Raw genomic sequence first — 21,413 nt, forward strand, 5'->3', positions numbered from 1 at the left:
CCGGAATACCGTCTTCTACTTAAAGTGAAGATCACCGGACACAACCCTCGCTCGTTAGGTAAAGTAAAGATCGCGTCAGAGACGCGACAGAAAAACCTAGGTGCGCCGGGAAGTCTGGTCGGCATGTGCTTCGCCCTGCCTACCCGACCGGAGGTCACCCACCGTGCCCGCGCCCGCACCCACCCCTACCGACCGTAAGTTCCTCGGCCGCCTGTCGCTGCCCGAGCGACGGTTCGTGGCCGACGCACTGCGCGCCGAGACCGTCGGTGGTGTGCTCCTGCTCGTGGCCGCCGTCGCCGCCATCGTCTGGGCGAACACCGGCCTGAGCGCAAGCTACGAAACGGTGCGGAACTTCCACATAGGCCCGGCCGCGCTCGGCCTGGACCTCTCCATCCAGCACTGGGCGGCCGACGGCCTCCTCGCGATCTTCTTCTTCGTCGCCGGTATCGAGCTCAAGCGTGAGCTGGTCGCGGGCGAGCTGCGCGACCGCAAGGCCGCCGCGCTCCCCGTCATCGCCGCCATCTGCGGCATGGCCGTCCCGGCCCTCGTCTACACGCTGACCAACATCATCGGCGACGGCTCCACACAGGGCTGGGCCGTGCCCACCGCCACGGACATCGCCTTCGCCCTCGCGGTCCTCGCCGTCATCGGCACCTCGCTGCCGTCCGCGCTCCGCGCGTTCCTGCTCACGCTCGCCGTCGTCGACGACCTCTTCGCCATCCTGATCATCGCCGTCTTCTTCACCAGCGACCTGAACTTCGCCGCGCTCGGCGGCGCCTTCATCGGCCTCGGCGTCTTCTGGCTGCTGCTGCGCAAGGGCGTCCGCGGCTGGTACATCTACGTCCCGCTCGCCCTGGTCATCTGGGGCCTGATGTACAACAGCGGCATACACGCCACCATCGCCGGTGTCGCCATGGGCCTGATGCTGCGCTGCACCAAGCACGAGGGCGAGGAGAACTCCCCCGGCGAGCACATCGAGCACCTGGTCCGGCCGCTCTCCGCGGGCATCGCGGTGCCGCTGTTCGCGCTGTTCTCGGCGGGCGTCACCATCACCGGCAAGACCCTCTCCGAGGTCTCCACCAACCCCGTCACCCTCGGTGTGATCCTCGGTCTCGTCCTCGGCAAGACCGTCGGCATCTTCGGCGGCACCTGGCTGGCCGCCCGCTTCACCCGCGCGGAGCTCAACAGCGACCTGGCCTGGCCTGACGTCTTCGCCGTCGCCTCCCTCGCCGGCATCGGCTTCACCGTCTCCCTCCTCATCGGCGAGCTGGCCTTCGAGGGCGACGCGGCACTGACCGAGCAGGTCAAGGCAGCCGTCCTGATCGGCTCGCTCACGGCGGCCATCCTCGCCACGATCCTGCTCAAGCTGCGCGTCCGCAGGTACGAGGCGCTGATGGCGGAGGAGGAGCGCGACGAGGACGAGGACGGCATCCCGGACATCTACGAGGAGGACAACCCCGACTACCACCTCCGGATGGCCGCGATCTACGAACGGAAGGCCGCCGACCATCGTCGGCGTGCCGAACTGGCGGGGGCATCGCGCGATGACGGCGACAGTCCGGCATGATCTGAGGTCGGACTTGTAGAGGTCGGACCGTAGAAGAGAAGAGGGAGCAGCGATGAGCGACCCGGTCAACGGAGCCGAGCGCAGCCTCGGTCAGCTGGTCGCCTCGGCGACCGCCGAGATGTCCGCGCTGGTGCACGACGAGATCGCCCTTGCCAAGGCGGAGATCCGGCAGGACGTCAAGCGGGGCGCCATCGGCGGCGCGGCCGGCGCGACGGCCGCCACGGTGCTCCTCTTCTCGCTGCCGATGCTGAGCTTCGCGCTCGCGTACGGCATCAACAGCTGGACCGGCGGCCACAACGGCGACGGCGGGTGGAACCTCGCCTGGTGCTTCCTGCTCTCCTTCGCGGCGAACGTGCTGCTCGCGGGGCTGCTCGGGCTGCTCGCGTACGCCAAGTTCAAGAAGGTCAAGCCGCCGGAGAAGTCCATCGCCTCGGCCAAGCAGACCGCCGCGATCCTGCAGAACGCCAAGCCGCACCCCCGCCCCGAACAGGTGGCGCTGCCCGCCGCGGTCCAGGAGAAGGTCGCGGCTGTGGGACGCTCGTCCACATGACCGTCCCTGAGAGCAGCAACGGCAGCGGCCCCGTCGGCAGCCCCGTCCGGATCGACGGTCCGTGGACCCACCGCGATGTGGCCGCCAACGGCGCGCGCTTCCACATCGCCGAGATGGGCGACGGACCGCTGGTCCTGCTGCTGCACGGCTTCCCGCAGTTCTGGTGGACCTGGCGCCACCAGCTGCCCGCTCTCGCCGACGCCGGCTTCCGGGCCGTGGCCATGGACCTGCGGGGCGTCGGCGGCAGCGACCGTACGCCCCGGGGTTACGACCCCGCCAACCTGGCGCTCGACATCACCGGCGTCATCCGCTCCCTCGGCGAGCCGGACGCGGCCCTGGTCGGCCACGACCTGGGCGGCTACCTCGCCTGGACGGCGGCGGTCATGCGGCCGAAGCTGGTGCGCCGGCTCGCGGTCTCCTCGATGCCGCACCCGCGCCGCTGGCGCTCGGCGATGCTCTCGGACCTCTCGCAGTCCCGCGCCGGATCGTACGTGTGGGGCTTCCAGCGCCCGTGGCTGCCGGAGCGTCAGCTCGTCGCGGACGAGGCGGCCCTGGTGGGGCGGCTGATCGAGGACTGGTCCGGCCCCGGGCTGCCGGACGAGGAGGCGGTCGCGGTGTACCGGCGGGCGATCTCCATCCCTTCGACGGCGCACTGCTCGATCGAGCCGTACCGGTGGATGGTGCGGTCCCTGGCCCGCCCGGACGGCATCCAGTTCAACCGGCGCATGAAGCGCCCTGTGCGGGTGCCCACGCTGCATCTGCACGGTTCGATGGACCCGGTGATGCGGACGCGCAGCGCGGCCGGCTCGGGCCAGTACGTGGAGGCCCCGTACCGCTGGCGGCTCTTCGACGGTCTTGGGCACTTCCCCCACGAGGAGGACCCGGTGGCGTTCTCCACGGAGCTCATCAACTGGCTCAAGGACCCCGAGCCCGACCGCTGACGCCCGGGCCGGCGCGATCGCTGACACACCGTCCGCGTACTTCCGTTCTACGAACGGCCATGTGCCCGGCGCATACTCCAATTGGCGGGCCCCGGGGCGGTTACCGACCTTGGGCCACGGGCAGACGTCGGGGTATGGGCTGGACGCACGACTTCGGTGACACAGCACGCAACAACCGCCGCTCGGCCGCCGGGCCGGGCTCCCACGAGAGGAGCGGCCCACAGGAACAGGGCCGTTCGCATCCCGTGCAGGGGATCGGGATCCCGCGCATCCTGCGCCGCCGGGCCCGCTGGGTCTCGGCGCGGCTCAGGCACACCCGGGACTGAGCCCGGGCGGTACCACTCGCCCTCCTCGATACGGCGCCTGTGGCTTCGGCCAGGGCCCTACAGGGCGCATCCCTGGCTGTCGACCTGCTGGGTCGCCGCGCGGCCCTGGGCGATGTCCTCGCGGATCTCGTCCACGGTCAGGGCGTAGCCGGTGTTCTTGTCGTCGAGGGAGCGGGCGAAGATCACCCCGGACACCTTGCCGTCCTCGGTGAGCAGCGGGCCGCCGGAGTTGCCCTGACGGACCGTCGCGTACAGGGAGTACACGTCCCTGCGCACCTCGCCGCGGTGGTAGATGTCCGGGCCCTGGGCGTTGATACGGCCCCGGACACGCGCCGAGCGGACGTCGTACGAGCCGTTCTCCGGGAAGCCCGCGACGATCGCGCTGTCGCCGCTGCGGGCGTCCTTGTCGGTGAACTGCAGCGGCGCGACGTTCAGGTTCGGCACGTCCAGTACGGCGATGTCGCGCTGCCAGTCGTAGAGGACGACCTTCGCGTCGTACAGCTTGCCCTCGCCGCCGATCTGGACGGTCGGCTCGTCGACGCCACCGACCACGTGGGCGTTGGTCATGACCCGGCGCTCGTCGAAGACGAAGCCGGTGCCTTCGAGGACCTTGCCGCAACTCGGGGCCGTACCGACGACCTTGACGATGGCCCGCTTGGCCTCGGCGGCGACCGGGCTGCCGGCGAGCGCCGGGTCCGGCGGGCGGACCGCGGTGATGGGCTCGTTGGCGAACGGGCTGAAGACCTGCGGGAAGCCGTTCTGGGCCAGCGTCGAGGTGAAGTTGGTGAACCAGGTGGACGCCTGATCGGGCATCACCTGCTCGACACCGAGGAGCACCTTGGAGCTGCGGACCTCCTTGCCCAGTGTGGGCATCGAGGTGCCCGCGAGGGCGGAGCCGAGCAGCCAGGCCACGAGGAGCATGGCGACCACGTTGACGAGCGCCCCGCCGGTGGCGTCCAGGGCGCGCGCCGGTGACCAGACGATGTGGCGGCGCAGCTTGTTCCCCAGGTGGGTGGTGAAGGCCTGGCCGACCGAGGCGCAGACGATCACCACGACCACGAAGACGACGGTCGCCGTGGTCGAGACCTCGGAGTTGTCCGTCAGCTGGTCCCAGATGATCGGGAGCAGCAGGACGGCGACGAGGCCGCCGCCGAGGAAGCCGATGACCGACAGGATGCCGACCACGAAGCCCTGGCGGTAGCCGATGATCGCGAACCAAACGGCGGCGAGCAGCAGCAGGATGTCCAGCACGTTCACCGTCTATAGCCTCGCAGTTTCGTCTTCGGTCGCCCCAGCCCTGGGTCGGTCCGTTCCCGGGGTCAGCCTGTCATGAGCGCCAGTCGAGCGGGACCTGCTTGGCCCGGTCCCACGGTCGCTCCCAGCCGGCGTAGTGCAGCAGCCGGTCGATCACGCCGGCCGTAAAACCCCAGACCAGGGCAGATGCGACGAGGAACGCGGGGCCCGCGTGGCCGCTGGGGTGGACGGCGGTGGCGCGGTTGGCGGGGTCCGTGAGATCCGCCACGGGCACGGTGAAGACCCGGGCGGTCTCGGCGGGGTCGACGACCCCGACGGGGCTGGGGGCGCGCCACCAGCCGAGGACCGGGGTGACGACGAAGCCGCTGACCGGGATGTAGAGCTGGGGCAGGACGCCGAAGAGCTGGACGCCGGAGGGGTCGAGTCCGGTCTCCTCCTCGGCCTCGCGCAGGGCGGCCCGCAGCAGGCCTCCGTCGGCCGGGTCGCCGTCCTCGGGGTCGAGGGCGCCGCCGGGGAAGGAGGGCTGGCCCGCGTGCGAGCGGAGCGAGCCTGAGCGCTCCATGAGCAGCAGCTCGGGGCCGCGCTCCCCCTCGCCGAAGAGGATGAGGACGGCGGACTGCCGTCCGGCGCCGCTCGCGGGCGGCAGGAAGCGGCTGAGCTGCTCGGGCTGGACGCCGCGCGCGGCCCTGTCGACGGGGGCGAGCCAGTCGGGCAGCCCGTCCCGGCGCACGAGCCCACCGCTACCGACACCGCGCGGCATGCCGTCGGCCGTCGGTGTGGGCGTCGGCTTCGACTTCGGCGTCGCCGCAGGCAGCGGCCCGTTCGTCGTCCCGCTTTCCCGTTCCGTCGCTGCTTCCGCCTCTTGGTCCGTCTCTTCGTCCGTGCGCGTCATAGGCAGGCACCCCCGTGATTCACAACGCGATCCGTGCGTGGGTTCGTTCCCCCGGGCCAGGGCTCACTCGGCCCCCGGAGCCACTCCGGGTGCGGGGGCGGCCGGGCTGCCGGGGTAGTCCGGCGGCGGGTTGAGGCGCTGGCCCGGATAGCCGCCCTTCTCGTACTTCAGGAGCTTCTGCGCCTTCTCGGGGTCCGTCTCGCCCTCTCCGTACGCCGGGCAGAGCGGGGCGATCGGGCAGGCGCCGCAGGCGGGCTTGCGGGCGTGGCAGATGCGGCGGCCGTGGAAGATCACCCGGTGCGAGAGCATCGTCCACTCGCTCTTCGGGAAGATCTCCGCGACCTCGGCCTCGATCTTGACCGGGTCGTCGCTCTCGGTCCACTTCCAGCGGCGGGCGAGGCGCATGAAGTGGGTGTCGACGGTGATCCCGGGCACCCCGAAGGCGTTGCCGAGGACGACGAAGGCGGTCTTGCGGCCCACGCCCGGCAGCTTGACCAGGTCTTCGAGGCGGCCGGGGACCTCGCCGCCGAAGTCGTCCCTGAGGGCCACCGAGAGGCCCATGATCGACTTGGTCTTGGCGCGGAAGAACCCGGTGGGCCGGATCAGCTCCTCGACCTCCTCCGGGACGGCGGCGGCCAGGTCCTCGGGCGTCGGGTAGGCGGCGAAGAGCGCGGGGGTGGTCTGGTTGACCCGCAGATCGGTGGTCTGGGCGGAGAGGACCGTGGCGACGAGCAGCTCGAAAGGGTTCCGGAAGTCCAGCTCGGGGTGGGCGTACGGAAAGACCTCGGCCAGCTCCCGGTTGATCTTCCGGGCCCTGCGGACCATCCCGAGATGGGATTCCGGTTTCGCGGCTCTGGGGGCGGCCTTCGCACCCGCCTTCGGGCCCGCCTTCGCCGCCTTCGGAGCCGCCTTCGGAGCCGCCTTCGGGGCGGGCTTCGGAGCGGGCTTCGCGGTCTTCTGGGCAGGCTTCGCCGTACGTTTCGCGGCATTTGTCCGCATCGGCGCACCCTGTTCGCCCACAGCGGAATTACCCTTCGCGGACACTCTTCCAGCCCCCTTGGCCTGCGCTCTCACCGGCGAGTTGGACACCCGGCCAGCCTAAGGGCCGACACTGACATCCGCCCCGGGCACGGCCGATGAGGACCCAATCGGGGCCCTGACGTACGGACGGGCGGTTCAGTACGTCAAACTTGTTGTGATTGATCGCACTGTTTTGTGCGTCCGGCATCATGGGATCAAGGTCCCCTGAGCAGGTCGACATAGGAGAGAACTCGTGGACGACGTTCTGCGGCGCGCCCCGCTCTTCGCGGCGCTCGATGACGAGCAGGCCTCGGAGCTGCGCGCCTCGATGAGTGAGGCGACGCTCGCCCGTGGCGACGCGCTGTTCCACGAGGGAGACCCCGGCGACCGCCTGTACGTGGTCACCGAGGGCAAGGTGAAGCTCCACCGCACCTCGCCCGACGGCCGCGAGAACATGCTGGCCGTCCTCGGCCCCGGCGAGCTGATCGGTGAGCTCTCGCTCTTCGACCCGGGCCCGCGCACCGCCACCGCGACCGCGCTGACCGAGGTCAAGCTGCTCGGCCTCGGCCACGGCGACCTCCAGCCCTGGCTGAACGCCCGCCCCGAGGTGGCCACCGCGCTGCTGCGCGCGGTCGCCCGCCGGCTCCGCAAGACCAACGACCAGATGTCCGACCTGGTCTTCTCCGACGTGCCGGGCCGTGTCGCCCGCGCGCTCCTCGACCTGTCGCGCCGTTTCGGCGTGCAGTCGGAGGAGGGCATCCACGTCGTCCACGACCTCACCCAGGAGGAGCTGGCCCAGCTGGTCGGCGCCTCCCGTGAGACGGTCAACAAGGCCCTGGCGGACTTCGCCCAGCGTGGCTGGCTGCGCCTGGAGGCCCGCGCCGTGATCCTGCTGGACGTGGAGCGCCTCGCGAAGCGCTCGCGGTAGCAGCTCCCGTACTACGTACGGAGAAGGCCGCCCGGTCGACGACCGGGCGGCCTTCCTCGTACGCGTATCGACGACTACCGCTTCGAACCGTCCACGATCACCGGGGTCCCCGTGCCGCTGCCGCACGGAACCGCGTACACCGGGTTCTTCGCGGCGGCCTCCTTGTAGGCCTCGATGCACTGGTTCGCCAGGACCTTGTCGGTCAGCGACTCGTTGAGGATCTTGTTGGCGCGGGCGATGCCCTCGGCCTCGATACGGCGCCGGTCCGACTCCGCCTTGGCCGTACGGGCCGCCTCGGTGGCGCGCTCGGTCGCCTGCTGCTGCTGGATCTTGCGGTCGATCTGGGTCTGCAGGGCCGCCGAGGGCTTCACGTTGCGCAGGTTGACGGCGGTGACGTCGATGCCGCGCGGGGCGAGGCGCTCCTTGATGAGCGTGCCGATCTCGGCGTTGATCTTCTCGCGGTCGCTCGCGTAGCCCTGCTCGCTCGTGTAGCGGGCGAAGACGTTGCGGACGATCTCCCGGCTGTCCGGGTAGACGAGCCGCGTCTGGATCAACTCCTCGCTGCCCGCGAGCCGGTACAGCTCGACGGCCTTGGACGGCGTGACCGCCCACTTCACGGTCACCTCGACCTCCATCACGCCACCCTGCGAGGAGCGGACCTCGACCACGTCCTTGTCGGAGAGGTTGAGGTCGACGGGACGCGTCGAGAACGTCGTGACGTCGGTGAACGGCGACTTGACGTGCATGCCCGAGGTCATGGGCTGGCCCACCTTGCCGAAGGCGACCGGGACGCCGACCTCGTACGCGCTGACGACGTACGTCATGGAGGCGATCAGTGAGAACGCGCCGGCGAGGACCGCGCCGAGCGCGCCCAGCTTCAGCCCCTTCGAGCCGTTGGACCTACTGACGAAGAACAGCACGACCGCTGCGACGAGCAGCAGAATCGATATGACGAACACGGGCTTTCCCCCCGAGAGCTACGGCCACAAGTAAACGGAGCGTAAAGCACCAGCCGTGCGCCGTGCGCCCTCGGGGTGGGAAGTGGTGCGGAAGCGGTACGGGGTCAGATCAGGCCGTGCTCCCGCAGGTACTCCAGCTGCGCCCGTACGGAGAGTTCGGCGGCCGGCCACAGCGAGCGGTCCACGTCCGCGTAGACGTGGGCGACGACCTCCGCCGGGGTCCTGTGGCCGTTCTCGACGGCCGTCTCCACCTGTGCGAGGCGGCCCGCGCGGTGCGCGAGGTAGAACTCCACCGCGCCCTGGGCGTCCTCCAGGACCGGCCCGTGGCCCGGCAGCACGGTGTGGACCCCGTCGTCGACGGTGAGCGAGCGCAGCCGGCGCAGCGAGTCCAGATAGTCGCCGAGCCGCCCGTCGGGGTGGGCGACGATCGTCGTGCCGCGGCCCAGGATCGTGTCGCCCGTCAGGACCGCGCGGTCGGCGGGGAGATGGAAGGAGAGCGAGTCCGAGGTGTGGCCGGGCGTCGGCACCACCCGCAGCTCCAGGCCGCCGACCGTGATGACGTCCCCCGCGCCGAGGCCCTCGTCGCCGAGGCGCAGCGCCGGGTCCAGGGCCCGTACCCGAGTCCCGGTCAGCTCCGCGAACCGGCCCGCGCCCTCGGCGTGGTCGGGGTGGCCGTGGGTGAGGAGCGTGAGCGCGACGCGCTTGCCCAGCTTCTCGGCGGTCGCGACGACGTTGCGCAGGTGGCCGTCGTCGAGCGGCCCCGGGTCGATGACGACGGCCAGGTCGGAGTCGGGCTCGGCGACGATCCAGGTGTTGGTGCCGTCCAGGGTCATCGCGGACGGGTTCGGCGCGAGGACGTTGACGGTACGGGCGGTCGCGGGCCCGGAGACGACCGCGCCCCGGGGCTGCCCGGGCAGCGCACCGGCGGCGGTCACCGCGCACCCCCGGCGGACCCCGGTGTCGTGCCCCGGTCCGTGCCGGGGTCGGCGGCCTCGCCCGCGTCCCCACCCGCACCCCCGCCCGTCGGGATGTGCTTGGTGAACTCGTCGTGGCCCGGCCAGCTCAGGATCAGCTCGTCGCCTTCGAGGCGCGCCCGCGCCAGTACGGGGGTCAGGTCCTGGTCCCCCGCGGCGGCCAGCGCCTCCGCGGCCGAGGCGAAGGGCGCGAGCGTGCGCAGGGTCGAGACGGTCGGCGGCATCATCGTCAGCTCGCCCCGGTCGTAACCGGCCGCCGCCTCCGCCGGGCGGATCCAGACCGTGCGGTCCGCCTCGGTCGAGACGTCGCGGGTGCGCTGGCCGGCCGGAAGGACGGCCGCGAAGAACCAGGTGTCGTACCGCCGGGACTCGAACTCCGGCGTGATCCAGCGCGCCCACGCGCCGAGCAGGTCGGAGCGCAGCACAAGGCCGCGCCGTTCGAGGAAGTCCGCGAACGACAGCTCGCGGGCGACCAGCGCCTCCCGGTCCTTCTCCCAGTCCTCCCCCGTCGTGTCGTCCACCACGGAGTCGGCGGTCCCACCGGCGAGCAGCACGCCCGCCTCCTCGAAGGTCTCGCGCACGGCCGCGCAGACGATCGCCTGCGCCTCCTGCGTACCCGAGACGCCGAGTCGCTCGGCCCAGCTCTCCAAGGAGGGCCCGGCCCAGCGCACCGGGTGCTCGTCACGCGGATCGACACCGCCGCCGGGATACGCGTACGCACCGCCCGCGAAGGCCATGGAGGTGCGCCGCCGCAGCATGTGGACGTGCGGCCCCTCGGCGGCGTCGCGCAGCAGCAGGACGGTCGCCGCCCGCCTGGGGGCCGCGGGCGTGAGCTCGCCCGCCGCCAGGGCGCGGATGCGGTCGGGCCATTCCGGTGGGTACCACTGACCATTCGGCATGGCCGGATGGTATGCGCAACTACCGTGATGCACGAGAGCCGATTCCCCCTGGGCGGGAGAACCGGCTCTCGATGAACGTACGGGCGGTGGTACGGGCCGTCAGGCCTCGATCAGCTCCACCTGGACCTCGACCTCGACCGGGGCGTCGAGCGGGAGCACGGCCACGCCGACCGCGCTGCGCGCGTGCACGCCCTTGTCGCCGAGGACCGCGCCGAGCAGCTCGCTGGCGCCGTTGATGACGCCGGGCTGGCCCGTGAAGTCGGCGGCCGAGGCGACGAAGCCGACGACCTTCACGACCCGCTTGATCCGGTCCAGGTCACCGGCGACCGACTTCACGGCCGCGAGCGCGTTCAGGGCACAGGTGGCGGCGAGCTGCTTGGCCTCCTCGGCGGTGATCTCCGCGCCGACCTTGCCGGCCGCCAGAAGCTTGCCCTGCACCATCGGGAGCTGGCCCGAGGTGTAGACGTAGACGCCCGACTGCACGGCCGGCTGGTAGGCGGCCAGCGGAGGCACGACGTCCGGCAGGGTCAGGCCCAGTTCGGCGAGCTTCGCCTCGACGGTGCCGGAGCCGGTGCCGCTGCCGGTGCCGTTTCCGTTCGCGGCGCCGCTCATCAGGACTTCTCCCGCTTCAGGTAGGCCACGAGCTGCTCGGGGTTGTTCGGGCCGGGAACGACCTGGACGAGCTCCCACCCGTCCTCGCCCCAGGTGTCCAGAATCTGCTTCGTCGCGTGCACGAGAAGGGGCACGGTCGCGTATTCCCACTTGGTCATGGAGCCGACTGTATCCGCTGCCACAGGCAGCCTCCTGCTTAGGCGAGCGCTCCAGTGGTTAGGCTCGAAGGCGTGAGCAGGCTCCAGGTCGTCAGCGGCAAGGGTGGTACCGGTAAGACGACGGTCGCCGCCGCCCTCGCGCTCGCCCTCGCGACGGAGGGCAAGCGGACCCTCCTCGTGGAGGTCGAAGGCAGACAGGGCATCGCACAGGTCTTCGAGACGGAGGCGCTGCCGTACGAGGAGCGCAAGATCGCCGTCGCCCCGGGCGGCGGTGAGGTCTTCGCGCTGGCCATCGACGCCGAGCGCGCGCTCCTCGACTACCTCCAGATGTTCTACAAGCTGGGCACCGCGGGCCGGGCCCTGAAGAAGCTCGGCGCGATCGACTTCGCGACGACGATCGCCCCCGGCGTACGGGACGTGCTGCTGACCGGCAAGGCCTGCGAGGCGGTCCGCAGGCGCGAGAAGAACGGCGGCTACACCTACGACCACGTCGTCATGGACGCGCCCCCGACCGGCCGGATCACCCGCTTCCTCAACGTCAACGACGAGGTGGCCGGGCTGGCCAGGATCGGCCCGATACACAATCAGGCCCAGGCCGTGATGCGCGTCCTGAAGTCCCCGGAGACGGCCGTGCACCTGGTGACCGTCCTTGAGGAGATGCCGGTCCAGGAGACCGCGGACGGCATCGCGGAGCTGCGCGGGGCCGAACTGCCGGTGGGCGGTGTCATCGTGAACATGGTCCGCCCGCACGTCCTCGACGAGGCGGCGGTACGGGCGGCCTCCGGCGACCACCGGGACGCGATCGCGCGCACCCTCGCCGGCGCGGGCATCCGGGGCGGTACGAAGCTGGTCGAGCCGCTCCTGGAGCAGGCGGCCGAGCACGCGCAGCGGGTGGAGCTGGAGCGCGAACAGCGGGCGGTGCTCATGGAGCTGGACGTACCGTCGTACGAACTCCCCTTCCTGGGGGACGGGGCGGACATCGCGGGCCTGTACCGGCTGGCGAAGGAGCTGCGGAGACAAGGGGTGGGCGTGTGACGGGTCCGGTGAACGGCACGGCGAACGGTCTGGACTCCGTCCCCGTACTCGAACTCGATCCGCTCATCGACGACCCGGGCACCCGGATCATCGTCTGCTGCGGCGCGGGCGGCGTCGGGAAGACGACGACCGCGGCGGCCCTCGGCGTACGGGCGGCGGAGCGGGGCCGCAAGGTCGTCGTCCTGACGATCGACCCGGCGCGCCGGCTCGCCCAGTCGATGGGGATCGACTCGCTGGACAACGTGCCGCGCAAGGTGGACGGCATCAAGGGCTCCGACGGCGGTGAACTGCACGCCATGATGCTCGACATGAAGCGGACCTTCGACGAGATCGTCGAGGCGCACGCGGACGCCGAGCGGGCCCGGGCGATCCTGGAGAACCCGTTCTACCAGTCCCTGTCGGCCGGTTTCGCCGGTACGCAGGAGTACATGGCGATGGAGAAGCTCGGGCAGCTGCGGGCCCGTGACGAGTGGGACCTGATCGTCGTCGACACCCCGCCGTCGCGCTCCGCGCTCGACTTCCTGGACGCGCCGAAGCGGCTCGGGTCGTTCCTGGACGGGAAGTTCATCAAGCTCCTGATGGCCCCGGCGAAGATGGGCGGCCGGGCGGGGATGAAGTTCCTGAACGTCGGGATGTCGATGATGACGGGGACGCTGGGGAAGCTGCTCGGGGGTCAGTTCCTGAAGGACGTGCAGACGTTCGTGGCCGCGATGGACACGATGTTCGGCGGCTTCCGGACCCGGGCGGACGCGACGTACAAGCTGCTCCAGGCGCCGGGCACGGCGTTCCTGGTGGTCGCGACGCCGGAGCGGGACGCGCTGCGGGAGGCGGCGTACTTCGTGGAGCGGCTCGCGGCCGAGGAGATGCCGCTGGCGGGGCTCGTCCTCAACCGCGTGCACGGCAGTGGCGCCGCCCGGCTCTCGGCCGAGCGGGCGCGGGCCGCAGCGGAAAATCTTGACGAGGGGCGCATTGTGGATCAGGGGGCCGGGAAGACTGGAGGGCGTGGCTCCCGTGCCACCGCCCCCAACGAGCCGTCAGACTCCACGACCGCCGCCGACACGAGCACAGACCCCTCCGCACTGAGCAACGAGGCTGCCCCCACAGCCGACAAGGCCGATGTTCACGCCGACTCCGACGCATCCGATGCATCCGATGCACAGGACATCCAGCAATTGACCGCGGGCCTGCTCCGACTCCATGCCGAGCGGATGCAGGTGCTCGCGCGCGAGCAGCGCACACGAGACCGGTTCACGGCGCTCCACCCCGAGGTGGCCGTCGCCGAAGTGGCCGCCCTGCCGGGCGACGTGCACGACCTGTCCGGACTCCGCGCCATCGGCGACCGCCTCACGGCGGGCCGGATGCCGTCACTCTGAGCTCAAACCTTGCCGTGTCGAGGAGCGACGGGCGGTCAGCCCACCGCCGCGTACGCCTCGTACGTCGCGTCGTCCTCGATCGCCACGGGCAGCAGGCCCGCTCCCCGCTCGTACTCCGTCCGCGCGGTCTCCAGCAGGCGACGCCACGAGGTGACGGTCGGCCGCCGGCGCAGCAGGGCACGGCGCTCGCGCTCCGTCATGCCGCCCCACACGCCGAACTCCACGCGGTTGTCGAGGGCGTCGGCCAGGCACTCGGTCCGCACCGGACAGCCGGTGCACACCGCCTTCGCCCTGTTCTGCGCCGCTCCCTGCACGAAAAGTTCATCCGGATCGGTAGTGCGGCAGGCCGCCTGCGCACTCCAGTCAGCTACCCAGCCCATACCGGCGCCGTCCTCTCCCGAATCGAGGCTCCCCCACGGCGGTAGCGGCATATTCACCGCTGCCAGTTGGTGACGTTACGGAAGGTGGGCACAGCGCAACACCCCCTTCGGGCCCAATCTTGAATGGCCCGAACGGACTATGCGTACGCGGCAGATCACCCAGAGGAGTGACCGATGGACATGCGTGTCAAAACCGGCGAACCGGTACAGTTCGCCCGACTGTGACGGGGCCACTTGGGGCGTCGAGTGACGCATGGGGCGGAATCGGGCAGGGGGTTCCCAAGGTTCGGGGCCAAGGGAATTCCTGCCGATGTCACGCCCGGGTCTTGCCTCGACCTTGATGCAAAACCACACTGCTGTGACAGTTGGGAGCAGCTTAGGCCAAGGCATTCACGTGTGTCCGGCGAATGCGAACACCGCTCCCGGACGGGCCCCGGAGCCTCCCGGACGTGCCCCTGACGCTCCCGGATGTCACGGTCTGGTACTCGAACGCTCCGAGAGACCCCCGCTCCTACGGAACGCTCATCACTACGGATTAGGCTGCCCCCATGGCAAAGAAGCGCTCGGGCGGAGGTCTGACCGGGACCCAGCAGGCCGCCAAGTTCCTCGGAGTCAGTGTGCTCGCGGGAGCCGTACTGGCGGGCATCGCCCTGCCCGCGGCCGGTGCACTGGGTCTGGCGGCGAAGGGGACGGTCGAGGGGTTCGACGAGATTCCGTCCAACCTGAAGACGCCACCCCTGAGTCAGCGGACGACGATCCTCGACTCGGACGGCGGTGTCCTCGCCACCGTGTACTCGCGCGACCGGAAGGTCGTGCCGCTGGAGAAGATCTCTCCGTACATGCAGAAGGCGATCGTCGCGATCGAGGACTCGCGCTTCTACGAGCACGGGGCGATCGACCTCAAGGGCGTGCTGCGCGCGATCAACCGCAACGCCCAGTCGGGCGGCGTGGCCCAGGGCGCGTCCACGCTCACGCAGCAGTACGTGAAGAACGTCTTCGTCGAGGAGGCCGGTGACGACCCCGAGAAGGTCGCCGCGGCCACCCAGCAGACCATCGGCCGCAAGGTTCGCGAACTGAAGTACGCGATCCAGGTCGAGGAGGAGCTGGGGAAGAAGAAGATCCTCGAGAACTACCTCAACATCACGTTCTTCGGCCAGCAGGCCTACGGCATCGAGGCGGCGTCCCAGCGCTACTTCTCCAAGCCCGCCGCCGACCTGAAGGTGGAGGAGGCCGCGATGATGGCCGGCCTCGTCCAGTCGCCGAGCCGCTTCGACCCGATCAACGACCTCCAGGAAGCCACGAAGCGCCGCAACGTGGTCCTCCAGCGGATGGCCGACGTGAAGGACATCAGCCAGGCCGAGGCGGACAAGGCGAAGGCCACGCCGATCAAGCTGAAGGTGAAGACCCCGAAGAACGGCTGCATCACCGCCGTCGACGGCGCCGGCTTCTTCTGCGACTACGTGCGCAAGACGATCCTCAACAACCCGGTCTTCGGCAAGACCGTCGAGGAACGGCAGAAGCTGTGGAACCTCGGCGGCCTGACCGTCCGGACCACGCTCGAACCGCGCGCGCAGGAGGCGGCCAACGAGGCCGCCGTCGCCCATGTCAACGAGGACGACAAGGTCGCCGCCTCGGTCGTCCAGGTCCAGCCGGGCAGCGGCAAGATCCTGTCGATGGGTCAGTCGCGGCCGTACGGTCTCGACCAGAAGCAGCACCAGACCACGCTCAACCTGGCCGTCGGCAGCAAGATGGGCGGCACGACGTACGGCTTCCAGACCGGTTCGACCTTCAAGCCGATCACGGCCGCGGCAGCCCTGGAGAAGGGACTGAGCCCGGCACAGAGCTTCTCCACCGGTTACGAGATCAACATCCCGGAGAACTCGTACACGCGCTGCGACGGCAAGCCGGCCGGTTACGCCGACTGGAAGGTCGGCAACGAGCTCAAGTCCGAGACCGGCACCTGGGACATGACGAGCGCGCTCGGCAAGTCCATCAACACCTACTTCGCCAAGCTGGAGCAGATGGCCGGCCTGTGCGAGACGGTGACGATGGCGAAGAACGTCGGGTACGAGCGCGAGCTGGGCAAGAAGGTCAAGGAGAGCCCGTCGATCACGCTGGGCGCCATCGAGGCCACCCCGCTCGACATGGCCGCCGCCTACGCCACGTTCGCCAACCGGGGCACGTACTGCACGCCGATCGCCATCGAGTCGATCAAGACGGCCAACGGCGAGCAGCTGAAGGTGCCTCAGACCGAGTGCTCGCGGGCGATGAGCGAGCGGACGGCGGACACCATCAACCAGATGCTGAAGGGCGTCGTCGAGGACGGCACCGGTACGAGGGCCGGTCTGAGCGACCGCGACAACGCAGGTAAGACGGGTACGACGAACGACCGCAAGGACGCCTGGTTCGTCGGGTACACGCCGAACCTGTCCACGGCCGTCTGGGTCGGCGACGACGTCGGCGAGAAGGTGTCGATGTTCGACATCACCATCGGCGGCGAGTACTACCCCAAGGTCTGTGGTGGCTGCCTCCCGGGCCCGATCTGGAAGATCGCGATGCGCGGGGCGCTCGACGCCTCCGAGACGCCGCAGTTCGCCCCCATCTCCGTACCGCGCGGCGAGAAGCCGGAGGAGAAGGACAAGGACAAGCCCGGCGGCGACGACGGCAAGCCTGGGAAGCCCAACAAGCCGAACCGGCCCAACATCCCCGGGATCACGCTCCCGCCGGGCGTGATCGGCGGCGGAGACGGTGGCGGGAACGGCGGCGGGGACGGCCGTGGTGGCGGCGGCAACGGCCCGTAGCCGGATGTGGCAGTGACGACTGAGGGCGCCTCCCGCGCGGCGGGGGGCGCCCTTTTCGTCCGGCCTCGTGGTGGCTAGCCGGCGAGCAGCTTCTTCACCGTGGCCGCCACGCGCCCGCCCTCGGCCTGGCCGGCGACCTTCGGGTTCACGATCTTCATGACGGCGCCCATGGCGCGCGGGCCCTCGGCGCCCGCGGCCTTCGCCTCGGCGACGGCGGCGGCGACGATCTGCTCCAGCTCCGCGTCGTCGAGCTGCTTCGGCAGGTACGCGTCGAGGAGCACGCCCTCCGCCTTCTCCCGCTCGGCCGACTCGGCGCGGCCGCCCTGGGCGAACGCCTCCGCGGCCTCGCGGCGCTTCTTCGCCTCGCGGGCGATCACCTTCTGCACCTCGTCGTCGGAGAGCTCGCGCTTGGTGGTGCCCGCGACCTCCTCCTTGGTGATCGCGGTGAGGGTGAGCCGCAGCGTCGAGGAGCGCAGCTCGTCGCGCTCCTTGATGGCGGCGTTGAGGTCGTCCTTGAGCTTGGCCTTGAGCGTGGTCATGCCCCAAGTGTGTCAGGTGCCGAGCCCCGACCGCCCGCGCATTTCCGCCCATCGGGTCTGCGACGATGGGGGGATGCGCGCACGGTACGGGATCCCCCTGAAGGTCACGGCAGGTCTCACGGCGACGGCCGCGGCCGGAATCGTCTACGCGGCGGGCTTCGAGGCCCGCTCGTTCCGGCTGCGCCGGGTGACGATCCCGGTGCTCCCGCGCGGGATGCGCGACCTGCGGGTCCTTCAGGTCTCCGACATCCACATGGTGTGCGGGCAGCGCAAGAAGCGGGCATGGCTGCAGAAGCTCGCGGGGCTGCGCCCTGACTTCGTCGTGAACACCGGCGACAACCTCTCCGACACGGACGCGGTGCCGGAGGTCCTGGACGCGCTCGGCCCGCTGATGGAGTTCCCGGGCGTGTACGTCTTCGGCTCCAACGACTACTACGGGCCGAGGCTGCGCAACCCCGCCCGCTACCTCCTGGAGAAGGCCCAGGGGCGGCACGGCCTGAACGGCAACAAGCCGGTGGTGGGCGCGGTGCACAACCCGTGGGGAGATCTGCGGGACGCCTTCGACGAGGCGGGCTGGGTGAACCTGACCAACACCCGCGGCCGGCTGAAGCTGCCCGGTCTCGACCTGGCCTTCACCGGCCTGGACGACCCGCACATCAAGCGGGACCGGTACGAGCGGGTGGCCGGCGGCCCGGACGTGTCGGCGGACTTCTCGATGGGCGTGGTGCACGCCCCGTACCTGCGGACGCTGGACGCGTTCACAGCGGACGGCTACGGGCTGATCCTGGCGGGGCACACGCACGGCGGTCAGCTGTGCGTCCCCTTCTACGGCGCGCTAGTGACCAACTGCGACCTGGACACGGACCGGGTGAAGGGCCTCTCCACGCACACGGTGGAGGGCCGGACGTCGTTCCTGCACGTCTCGGCGGGATGCGGCACGAACCGCTTCACCCCGGTCCGCTTCGCCTGCCCGCCGGAGGCGACACTGCTGACGCTGACGGCACGCGACTGACGGTCTCTGCCGGCTCGACGGCACTAGGGCCCCGCCGCGGACGGGTGGGGTGCTGCTGTGCATCTCGGTGGGGGCTCGTCCTCCCCTTCGTCCTGGCGAACGGTTCGAGCGAGTTCAACCAGGCCGCGGAGATCGCGCGGCCCACGGGCGGGAAGGCGGTCGCCAACCAGCTCCGGCACACGATCGGCGCGGCCCCGGCGGCGTACCTGCCCCTCGCGCTGGTCCGCGGCGCAACGCCCTCGTCCTGGGCCTCGCCTTCTACGCCCTCGGCCTCGCGATCGCCGGCCTGGACTACGTCCGACCTGCGGTGAGGGGCAGCGAAAACCGGATTTCGTCTCCGGGCGCCGGTGGGCTAAAGTAATCGATGTCGCCGCGACGTGAAGAACTGAGCAGTGACATCGGGGTGTAGCGCAGCTTGGCAGCGCGCTTCGTTCGGGACGAAGAGGTCGTGGGTTCAAATCCCGCCACCCCGACAGCTGAAACACCAGGTCAGGGGCCTGATCCGCGAGAGCGGGTCGGGCCCCTGAGTGGTTTCCTGGGCATGGAGGGCTCGATCGGGGCTCGGCCTAGGAAGGAGCCACGGGATGAGCGGGAACGCGGTCTCGTCCGTGTCGGCGGAGCTGAGTGGGGCCGAGAGGGTTCGGCTGGCCGTCTATCACGGGTTCGCGCGCACCGGGGGCGCGCCAGGTGTGGGGGAGCTTGCCGGGCTCACGCGGCTCACCGGGGACCAGGTGCGGCGGGAGCTGCGGGGGCTTCACGAGAGTCGTGATCTGGTTCTGGATCCCGAGGACGCCGACCGGGTCGTGATGGCGCATCCCTTCGCGTCCGTGCCGCTCGGGTTCTCCGTCATGGGGGCGCACACGTTGTGGTGGGGCGGCTGTGCCTGGGATTCGTTCGCCCTGCCCCACCTGCTTCAGGACGAGCCCGACGTCCTGGTCGCCACCCGCTGTCCAGCCTGCGACACCCCGCACGCCTGGGTGGTCGGCCGGGAGGCGCCCCCGGCGGGCGGGCAAGTGGCCCACTTCCTCGTCCCCATGGCGCGGGCCTGGGACGACGTCGTCCACACCTGTGCTCATCAGCGGCTGTTCTGTTCCGGGGAGTGCGTCGAGAGGTGGCTGCGGCTCAGCGGGGAGGAGCGTGGTTATGTCATGGGGCTCGGCACCCTTTGGCGCCTTGCCCGTGACTGGTACAGCGGGCGCCTCCAACCGGGGTACACCCGCCGCGATCCCTCCTCCGCCACCGCCTACTTCGCTGAAGTCGGTCTGCATGGGGCGTTCTGGGGACTGCCCGAGTAGGTGCCGCTCCACGGGGCGTGTGTTCGGAGTCGATCAAGCGGCTCTACGCTGTTACGGCATCGGTGCCGGACGGCGGCGCGTGCTGCTGTCAGGTTGTCGACCAGGTAGTCGACCGTCGAAAGGCTGGGTCTCAGGTGCTGGTCGCGGACCGATATCGGCTTCAAACGTGTGTCGGGCGTGGCGGCATGGGCGAGGTCTGGCAGGCCACCGACGAGGTGCTCGGGCGGTCCGTGGCCGTGAAGTTGATGCTCGGGCACGAGCACGATCCCTCCGCGGGCGAGCGGTTCCGTCTTGAGGCGCAGACCGCCGCACGGCTCAGTCATCCCCACGTCGTCGGCGTCTTCGACTTCGGTACGTGGGACGGAAAGCTGTTCCTCGTCATGGAGTTGGTCGAAGGCGCCAGCCTCGCCTCCGAGCGTGGAGCGCCGCCCCTCGTGCTGCCGGCCGAGCGAGTGGCCGTCGTCGCCGGCCACGCCGCCGCCGGGCTCGCCGCCGCGCACCGTGAGGGCGTCGTGCACCGGGACATCAAGCCCGGGAACCTGCTGCTCGACGGCGACGGGACCGTGAAACTCGCGGACTTCGGGATCGCCCGGTTCGTCGACGACCCCTCCGCCGCGCTCACGACCACCGGCCAGATCGTCGGCACCGGTCTCTACCTCGCCCCTGAGCGCGCCCTCGGCCGGGCCGCCTCGCCTGCCTCCGACGTGTACTCGCTCGGCTGTGTGCTGTACCAACTCCTCACCGGACGGCCCCCGTTCCAGGGCGACACCGCCACCTCCCTGCTGTACCAGCACATCGACACGCCTCCCGCGCCGCCCCGGCAGCTCGGCGTGGGGCTGCCCGCGGCGTTCGAGGCGTACCTCCTCACCATGCTGGCGAAGGAGCCCGAGCAGAGACCTCCCGCCCAGGCCATCTCCGACTGGTTCACCTCGGGTGCCTGGCGGGGGAATCCGATGCCTCCGGTTCAGCCGCAGGTACGGGCGCAGGTACGGCCGCCGACGCATCGTTCGCCTCAGCCGCCGATGCGTCGTCAGCCTCAGAGGTCGGCGCAGCCCGCGCCCCGCGCCGGCTCCCGGCGGCAGGCCCGGCGTACGGAAAGTGGGCTCGCCGCCCTCTCCCGGCGGCGGCCCCGGAAGACCGCCGCCGTGGCCGGCGGCATAGCCTTCGTCGTCTTCCTCCTGATCGGCATGGCCTGGCTGTCGTGATTGACCCGAACGGGGGTCGCCGGGTGGCCCGGGGTGGGGCGGTCCGGTCCCCTGGGGACATGCACCCCCTCCAAACAGCCGCCGAGGCGGCGGCCACCGTTCCCGCCGAGGTCGTCTCCGACTCCGGCCCGTCCGCCCTCGCCCTGGGCCTCGGCGCCGCCGCCGTCGCGGGCGCCATCGGCACCGCCGTCGTACGCAGTCGCATGTCGAAGACGATCGACGTGGCGTCCGAGCCGACGCCCGGGCCTGGGGCGGGTTCCGAACCGTCCCAGAACTGAGCCCCTTACGGGGTTCCCGCACCAGTTCCTCCAGGCCTCGGCGGGCGCCCTCCTCGTACGCCCTGGTCAGCTCCCGGGCCGGTAGCGCCTCGCGGAGCGCGCTGTCGCTGTGGCGGCGCACCGGGGCGCTGAACTGTGCGGCGCTGTACGCGTCTTCGAAGGCCGACGTCCGCAACCGGTCCACGGCGCCCAGCAGATGGGCCGCGCCTCTCGGGCGGCTGGTCAGGATCCGCAGGCGGGCTACGAGTTCGGCCGCGCAGGTCGCCCCGACGACGCAGCCGAGCCGGAGGTGGGTGCCGTCCCGGGCTCCGGATCGCGGGCACGACCCTCTCCCTGCGCGTCCGCGAGCTCGGCTCCCAGGTCCTCGGCCCCGACGGGCGGCGTATCCACCATGTCCGGCCGGACACCTGGTCGG

General features: G+C 70.7%; 22 protein-coding genes and 1 tRNA gene. 13 read left to right on the forward strand and 10 right to left on the reverse strand.

Translation table 11 applies throughout. The features are described 5' to 3' along the window. The first annotated feature begins 163 nt into the window (after positions 1-163). The 4 genes from nhaA (at position 164) to ACFWRO_RS00605 (ending at position 3,384) form a co-directional block, all read left to right on the forward strand. A complete protein-coding gene (nhaA, locus tag ACFWRO_RS00590) occupies positions 164-1,567 on the forward strand; it encodes a Na+/H+ antiporter NhaA (protein WP_384502970.1) in 1,404 nt (467 codons plus the stop codon). A gap of 52 nt (positions 1,568-1,619) precedes the next feature. Beyond that, positions 1,620-2,117, forward strand: a complete 498-nt coding sequence (locus ACFWRO_RS00595) for a phage holin family protein (protein ID WP_384502972.1) — start codon at positions 1,620-1,622, stop codon at positions 2,115-2,117. Further along, positions 2,114-3,058, forward strand: a complete 945-nt coding sequence (locus tag ACFWRO_RS00600) for an alpha/beta fold hydrolase (protein ID WP_384502974.1) — start codon at positions 2,114-2,116, stop codon at positions 3,056-3,058. Before ACFWRO_RS00595 ends, ACFWRO_RS00600 begins: the two co-directional genes overlap by 4 nt. A gap of 134 nt (positions 3,059-3,192) precedes the next feature. Continuing rightward, complete coding sequence (locus ACFWRO_RS00605; RefSeq protein ID WP_384502975.1) at positions 3,193-3,384, forward strand: hypothetical protein; 192 nt, start codon at positions 3,193-3,195, stop codon at positions 3,382-3,384. A gap of 57 nt (positions 3,385-3,441) precedes the next feature. Here ACFWRO_RS00605 and ACFWRO_RS00610 read toward each other — a convergent pair whose 3' ends face one another. The 3 genes from ACFWRO_RS00610 to nth all read right to left on the reverse strand — a co-directional run bounded on the left by ACFWRO_RS00610 (position 3,442) and on the right by nth (position 6,529). Continuing rightward, complete coding sequence (locus ACFWRO_RS00610; protein WP_384502977.1) at positions 3,442-4,641, reverse strand: MarP family serine protease; 1,200 nt, start codon at positions 4,639-4,641, stop codon at positions 3,442-3,444. 70 nt (positions 4,642-4,711) lie between these two features. Beyond that, positions 4,712-5,398 (reverse strand): NUDIX hydrolase, encoded by a 687-nt coding sequence (locus tag ACFWRO_RS00615; RefSeq protein WP_384503695.1) that lies wholly within the window; start codon positions 5,396-5,398, stop codon positions 4,712-4,714. Positions 5,399-5,593: 195 nt separating this feature from the next. Further along, a complete protein-coding gene (nth, locus tag ACFWRO_RS00620; protein WP_384502979.1) occupies positions 5,594-6,529 on the reverse strand; it encodes an endonuclease III in 936 nt (311 codons plus the stop codon). Between the two features lie 274 nt (positions 6,530-6,803). On the opposite strand from nth, the gene ACFWRO_RS00625 reads away from it, so the two are divergent. Then, a complete protein-coding gene (locus ACFWRO_RS00625) occupies positions 6,804-7,478 on the forward strand; it encodes a Crp/Fnr family transcriptional regulator (RefSeq protein WP_384502980.1) in 675 nt (224 codons plus the stop codon). Positions 7,479-7,552: 74 nt separating this feature from the next. Here the strand turns inward: ACFWRO_RS00625 and ACFWRO_RS00630 are convergent, their stop codons facing one another. From ACFWRO_RS00630 to ACFWRO_RS00650, 5 genes are all read right to left on the reverse strand, one after another. Further along, the gene (locus tag ACFWRO_RS00630) at positions 7,553-8,437 is read right to left on the reverse strand and encodes a prohibitin family protein (RefSeq protein ID WP_384502982.1); all 885 of its coding nucleotides are present in this window, start codon (positions 8,435-8,437) and stop codon (positions 7,553-7,555) included. A gap of 104 nt (positions 8,438-8,541) precedes the next feature. Next, positions 8,542-9,372 (reverse strand): MBL fold metallo-hydrolase, encoded by an 831-nt coding sequence (locus ACFWRO_RS00635; protein WP_384502984.1) that lies wholly within the window; start codon positions 9,370-9,372, stop codon positions 8,542-8,544. Continuing rightward, on the reverse strand, positions 9,369-10,310 hold the full coding sequence (locus tag ACFWRO_RS00640; RefSeq protein WP_384502986.1) for an NUDIX hydrolase: 942 nt from the start codon (positions 10,308-10,310) through the stop codon (positions 9,369-9,371). The genes ACFWRO_RS00635 and ACFWRO_RS00640 overlap by 4 nt, the downstream gene beginning before the upstream one ends. 99 nt (positions 10,311-10,409) lie before the next feature. Next, complete coding sequence (locus ACFWRO_RS00645; RefSeq protein ID WP_384502987.1) at positions 10,410-10,922, reverse strand: RidA family protein; 513 nt, start codon at positions 10,920-10,922, stop codon at positions 10,410-10,412. Next, a complete protein-coding gene (locus ACFWRO_RS00650) occupies positions 10,922-11,080 on the reverse strand; it encodes a DUF4177 domain-containing protein (protein WP_017947820.1) in 159 nt (52 codons plus the stop codon). The genes ACFWRO_RS00645 and ACFWRO_RS00650 overlap by 1 nt, the downstream gene beginning before the upstream one ends. A gap of 72 nt (positions 11,081-11,152) precedes the next feature. Between ACFWRO_RS00650 and ACFWRO_RS00655 the strand changes: the two genes are divergently transcribed. Together ACFWRO_RS00655 and ACFWRO_RS00660 are read left to right on the forward strand one after the other, a co-directional pair. Beyond that, a complete protein-coding gene (locus tag ACFWRO_RS00655) occupies positions 11,153-12,115 on the forward strand; it encodes an ArsA family ATPase (RefSeq protein ID WP_384502988.1) in 963 nt (320 codons plus the stop codon). After that, positions 12,112-13,488 carry an ArsA family ATPase gene (locus ACFWRO_RS00660; protein WP_384502990.1) on the forward strand — a complete coding sequence of 459 codons (1,377 nt, stop codon included), beginning with the start codon at positions 12,112-12,114 and terminating at the stop codon, positions 13,486-13,488. Before ACFWRO_RS00655 ends, ACFWRO_RS00660 begins: the two co-directional genes overlap by 4 nt. 35 nt (positions 13,489-13,523) lie before the next feature. Here the strand turns inward: ACFWRO_RS00660 and ACFWRO_RS00665 are convergent, their stop codons facing one another. Then, positions 13,524-13,868 carry a WhiB family transcriptional regulator gene (locus ACFWRO_RS00665; RefSeq protein WP_015034550.1) on the reverse strand — a complete coding sequence of 115 codons (345 nt, stop codon included), beginning with the start codon at positions 13,866-13,868 and terminating at the stop codon, positions 13,524-13,526. A gap of 548 nt (positions 13,869-14,416) precedes the next feature. On the opposite strand from ACFWRO_RS00665, the gene ACFWRO_RS00670 reads away from it, so the two are divergent. Then, entirely contained in the window at positions 14,417-16,669 is a 2,253-nt protein-coding gene (locus tag ACFWRO_RS00670; RefSeq protein WP_384502991.1) for a transglycosylase domain-containing protein, read from the forward strand. Between the two features lie 74 nt (positions 16,670-16,743). On the opposite strand, the gene ACFWRO_RS00675 is transcribed toward ACFWRO_RS00670, so the two are convergent. Further along, positions 16,744-17,208 carry a GatB/YqeY domain-containing protein gene (locus tag ACFWRO_RS00675; RefSeq protein ID WP_384502992.1) on the reverse strand — a complete coding sequence of 155 codons (465 nt, stop codon included), beginning with the start codon at positions 17,206-17,208 and terminating at the stop codon, positions 16,744-16,746. Between the two features lie 73 nt (positions 17,209-17,281). Between ACFWRO_RS00675 and ACFWRO_RS00680 the strand changes: the two genes are divergently transcribed. The 5 genes from ACFWRO_RS00680 (at position 17,282) to ACFWRO_RS00700 (ending at position 20,998) form a co-directional block, all read left to right on the forward strand. After that, positions 17,282-18,220 (forward strand): metallophosphoesterase, encoded by a 939-nt coding sequence (locus ACFWRO_RS00680; RefSeq protein WP_384502993.1) that lies wholly within the window; start codon positions 17,282-17,284, stop codon positions 18,218-18,220. Positions 18,221-18,619: 399 nt separating this feature from the next. After that, positions 18,620-18,693 (forward strand) — tRNA-Pro (locus tag ACFWRO_RS00685). Positions 18,694-18,804: 111 nt separating this feature from the next. Beyond that, positions 18,805-19,515: an organomercurial lyase gene (gene merB / locus ACFWRO_RS00690; protein ID WP_384502995.1), complete on the forward strand. Its 711-nt coding sequence runs from the start codon at positions 18,805-18,807 to the stop codon at positions 19,513-19,515. A gap of 134 nt (positions 19,516-19,649) precedes the next feature. Further along, positions 19,650-20,720 (forward strand): serine/threonine-protein kinase, encoded by a 1,071-nt coding sequence (locus tag ACFWRO_RS00695; protein WP_384502997.1) that lies wholly within the window; start codon positions 19,650-19,652, stop codon positions 20,718-20,720. A gap of 59 nt (positions 20,721-20,779) precedes the next feature. After that, positions 20,780-20,998: a hypothetical protein gene (locus ACFWRO_RS00700; RefSeq protein WP_384502998.1), complete on the forward strand. Its 219-nt coding sequence runs from the start codon at positions 20,780-20,782 to the stop codon at positions 20,996-20,998. Positions 20,999-21,413 lie beyond the last annotated feature (415 nt).

The organism is Streptomyces sp. NPDC058579 (assembly GCF_042718575.1).
GTDB lineage: Bacteria > Actinomycetota > Actinomycetes > Streptomycetales > Streptomycetaceae > Streptomyces.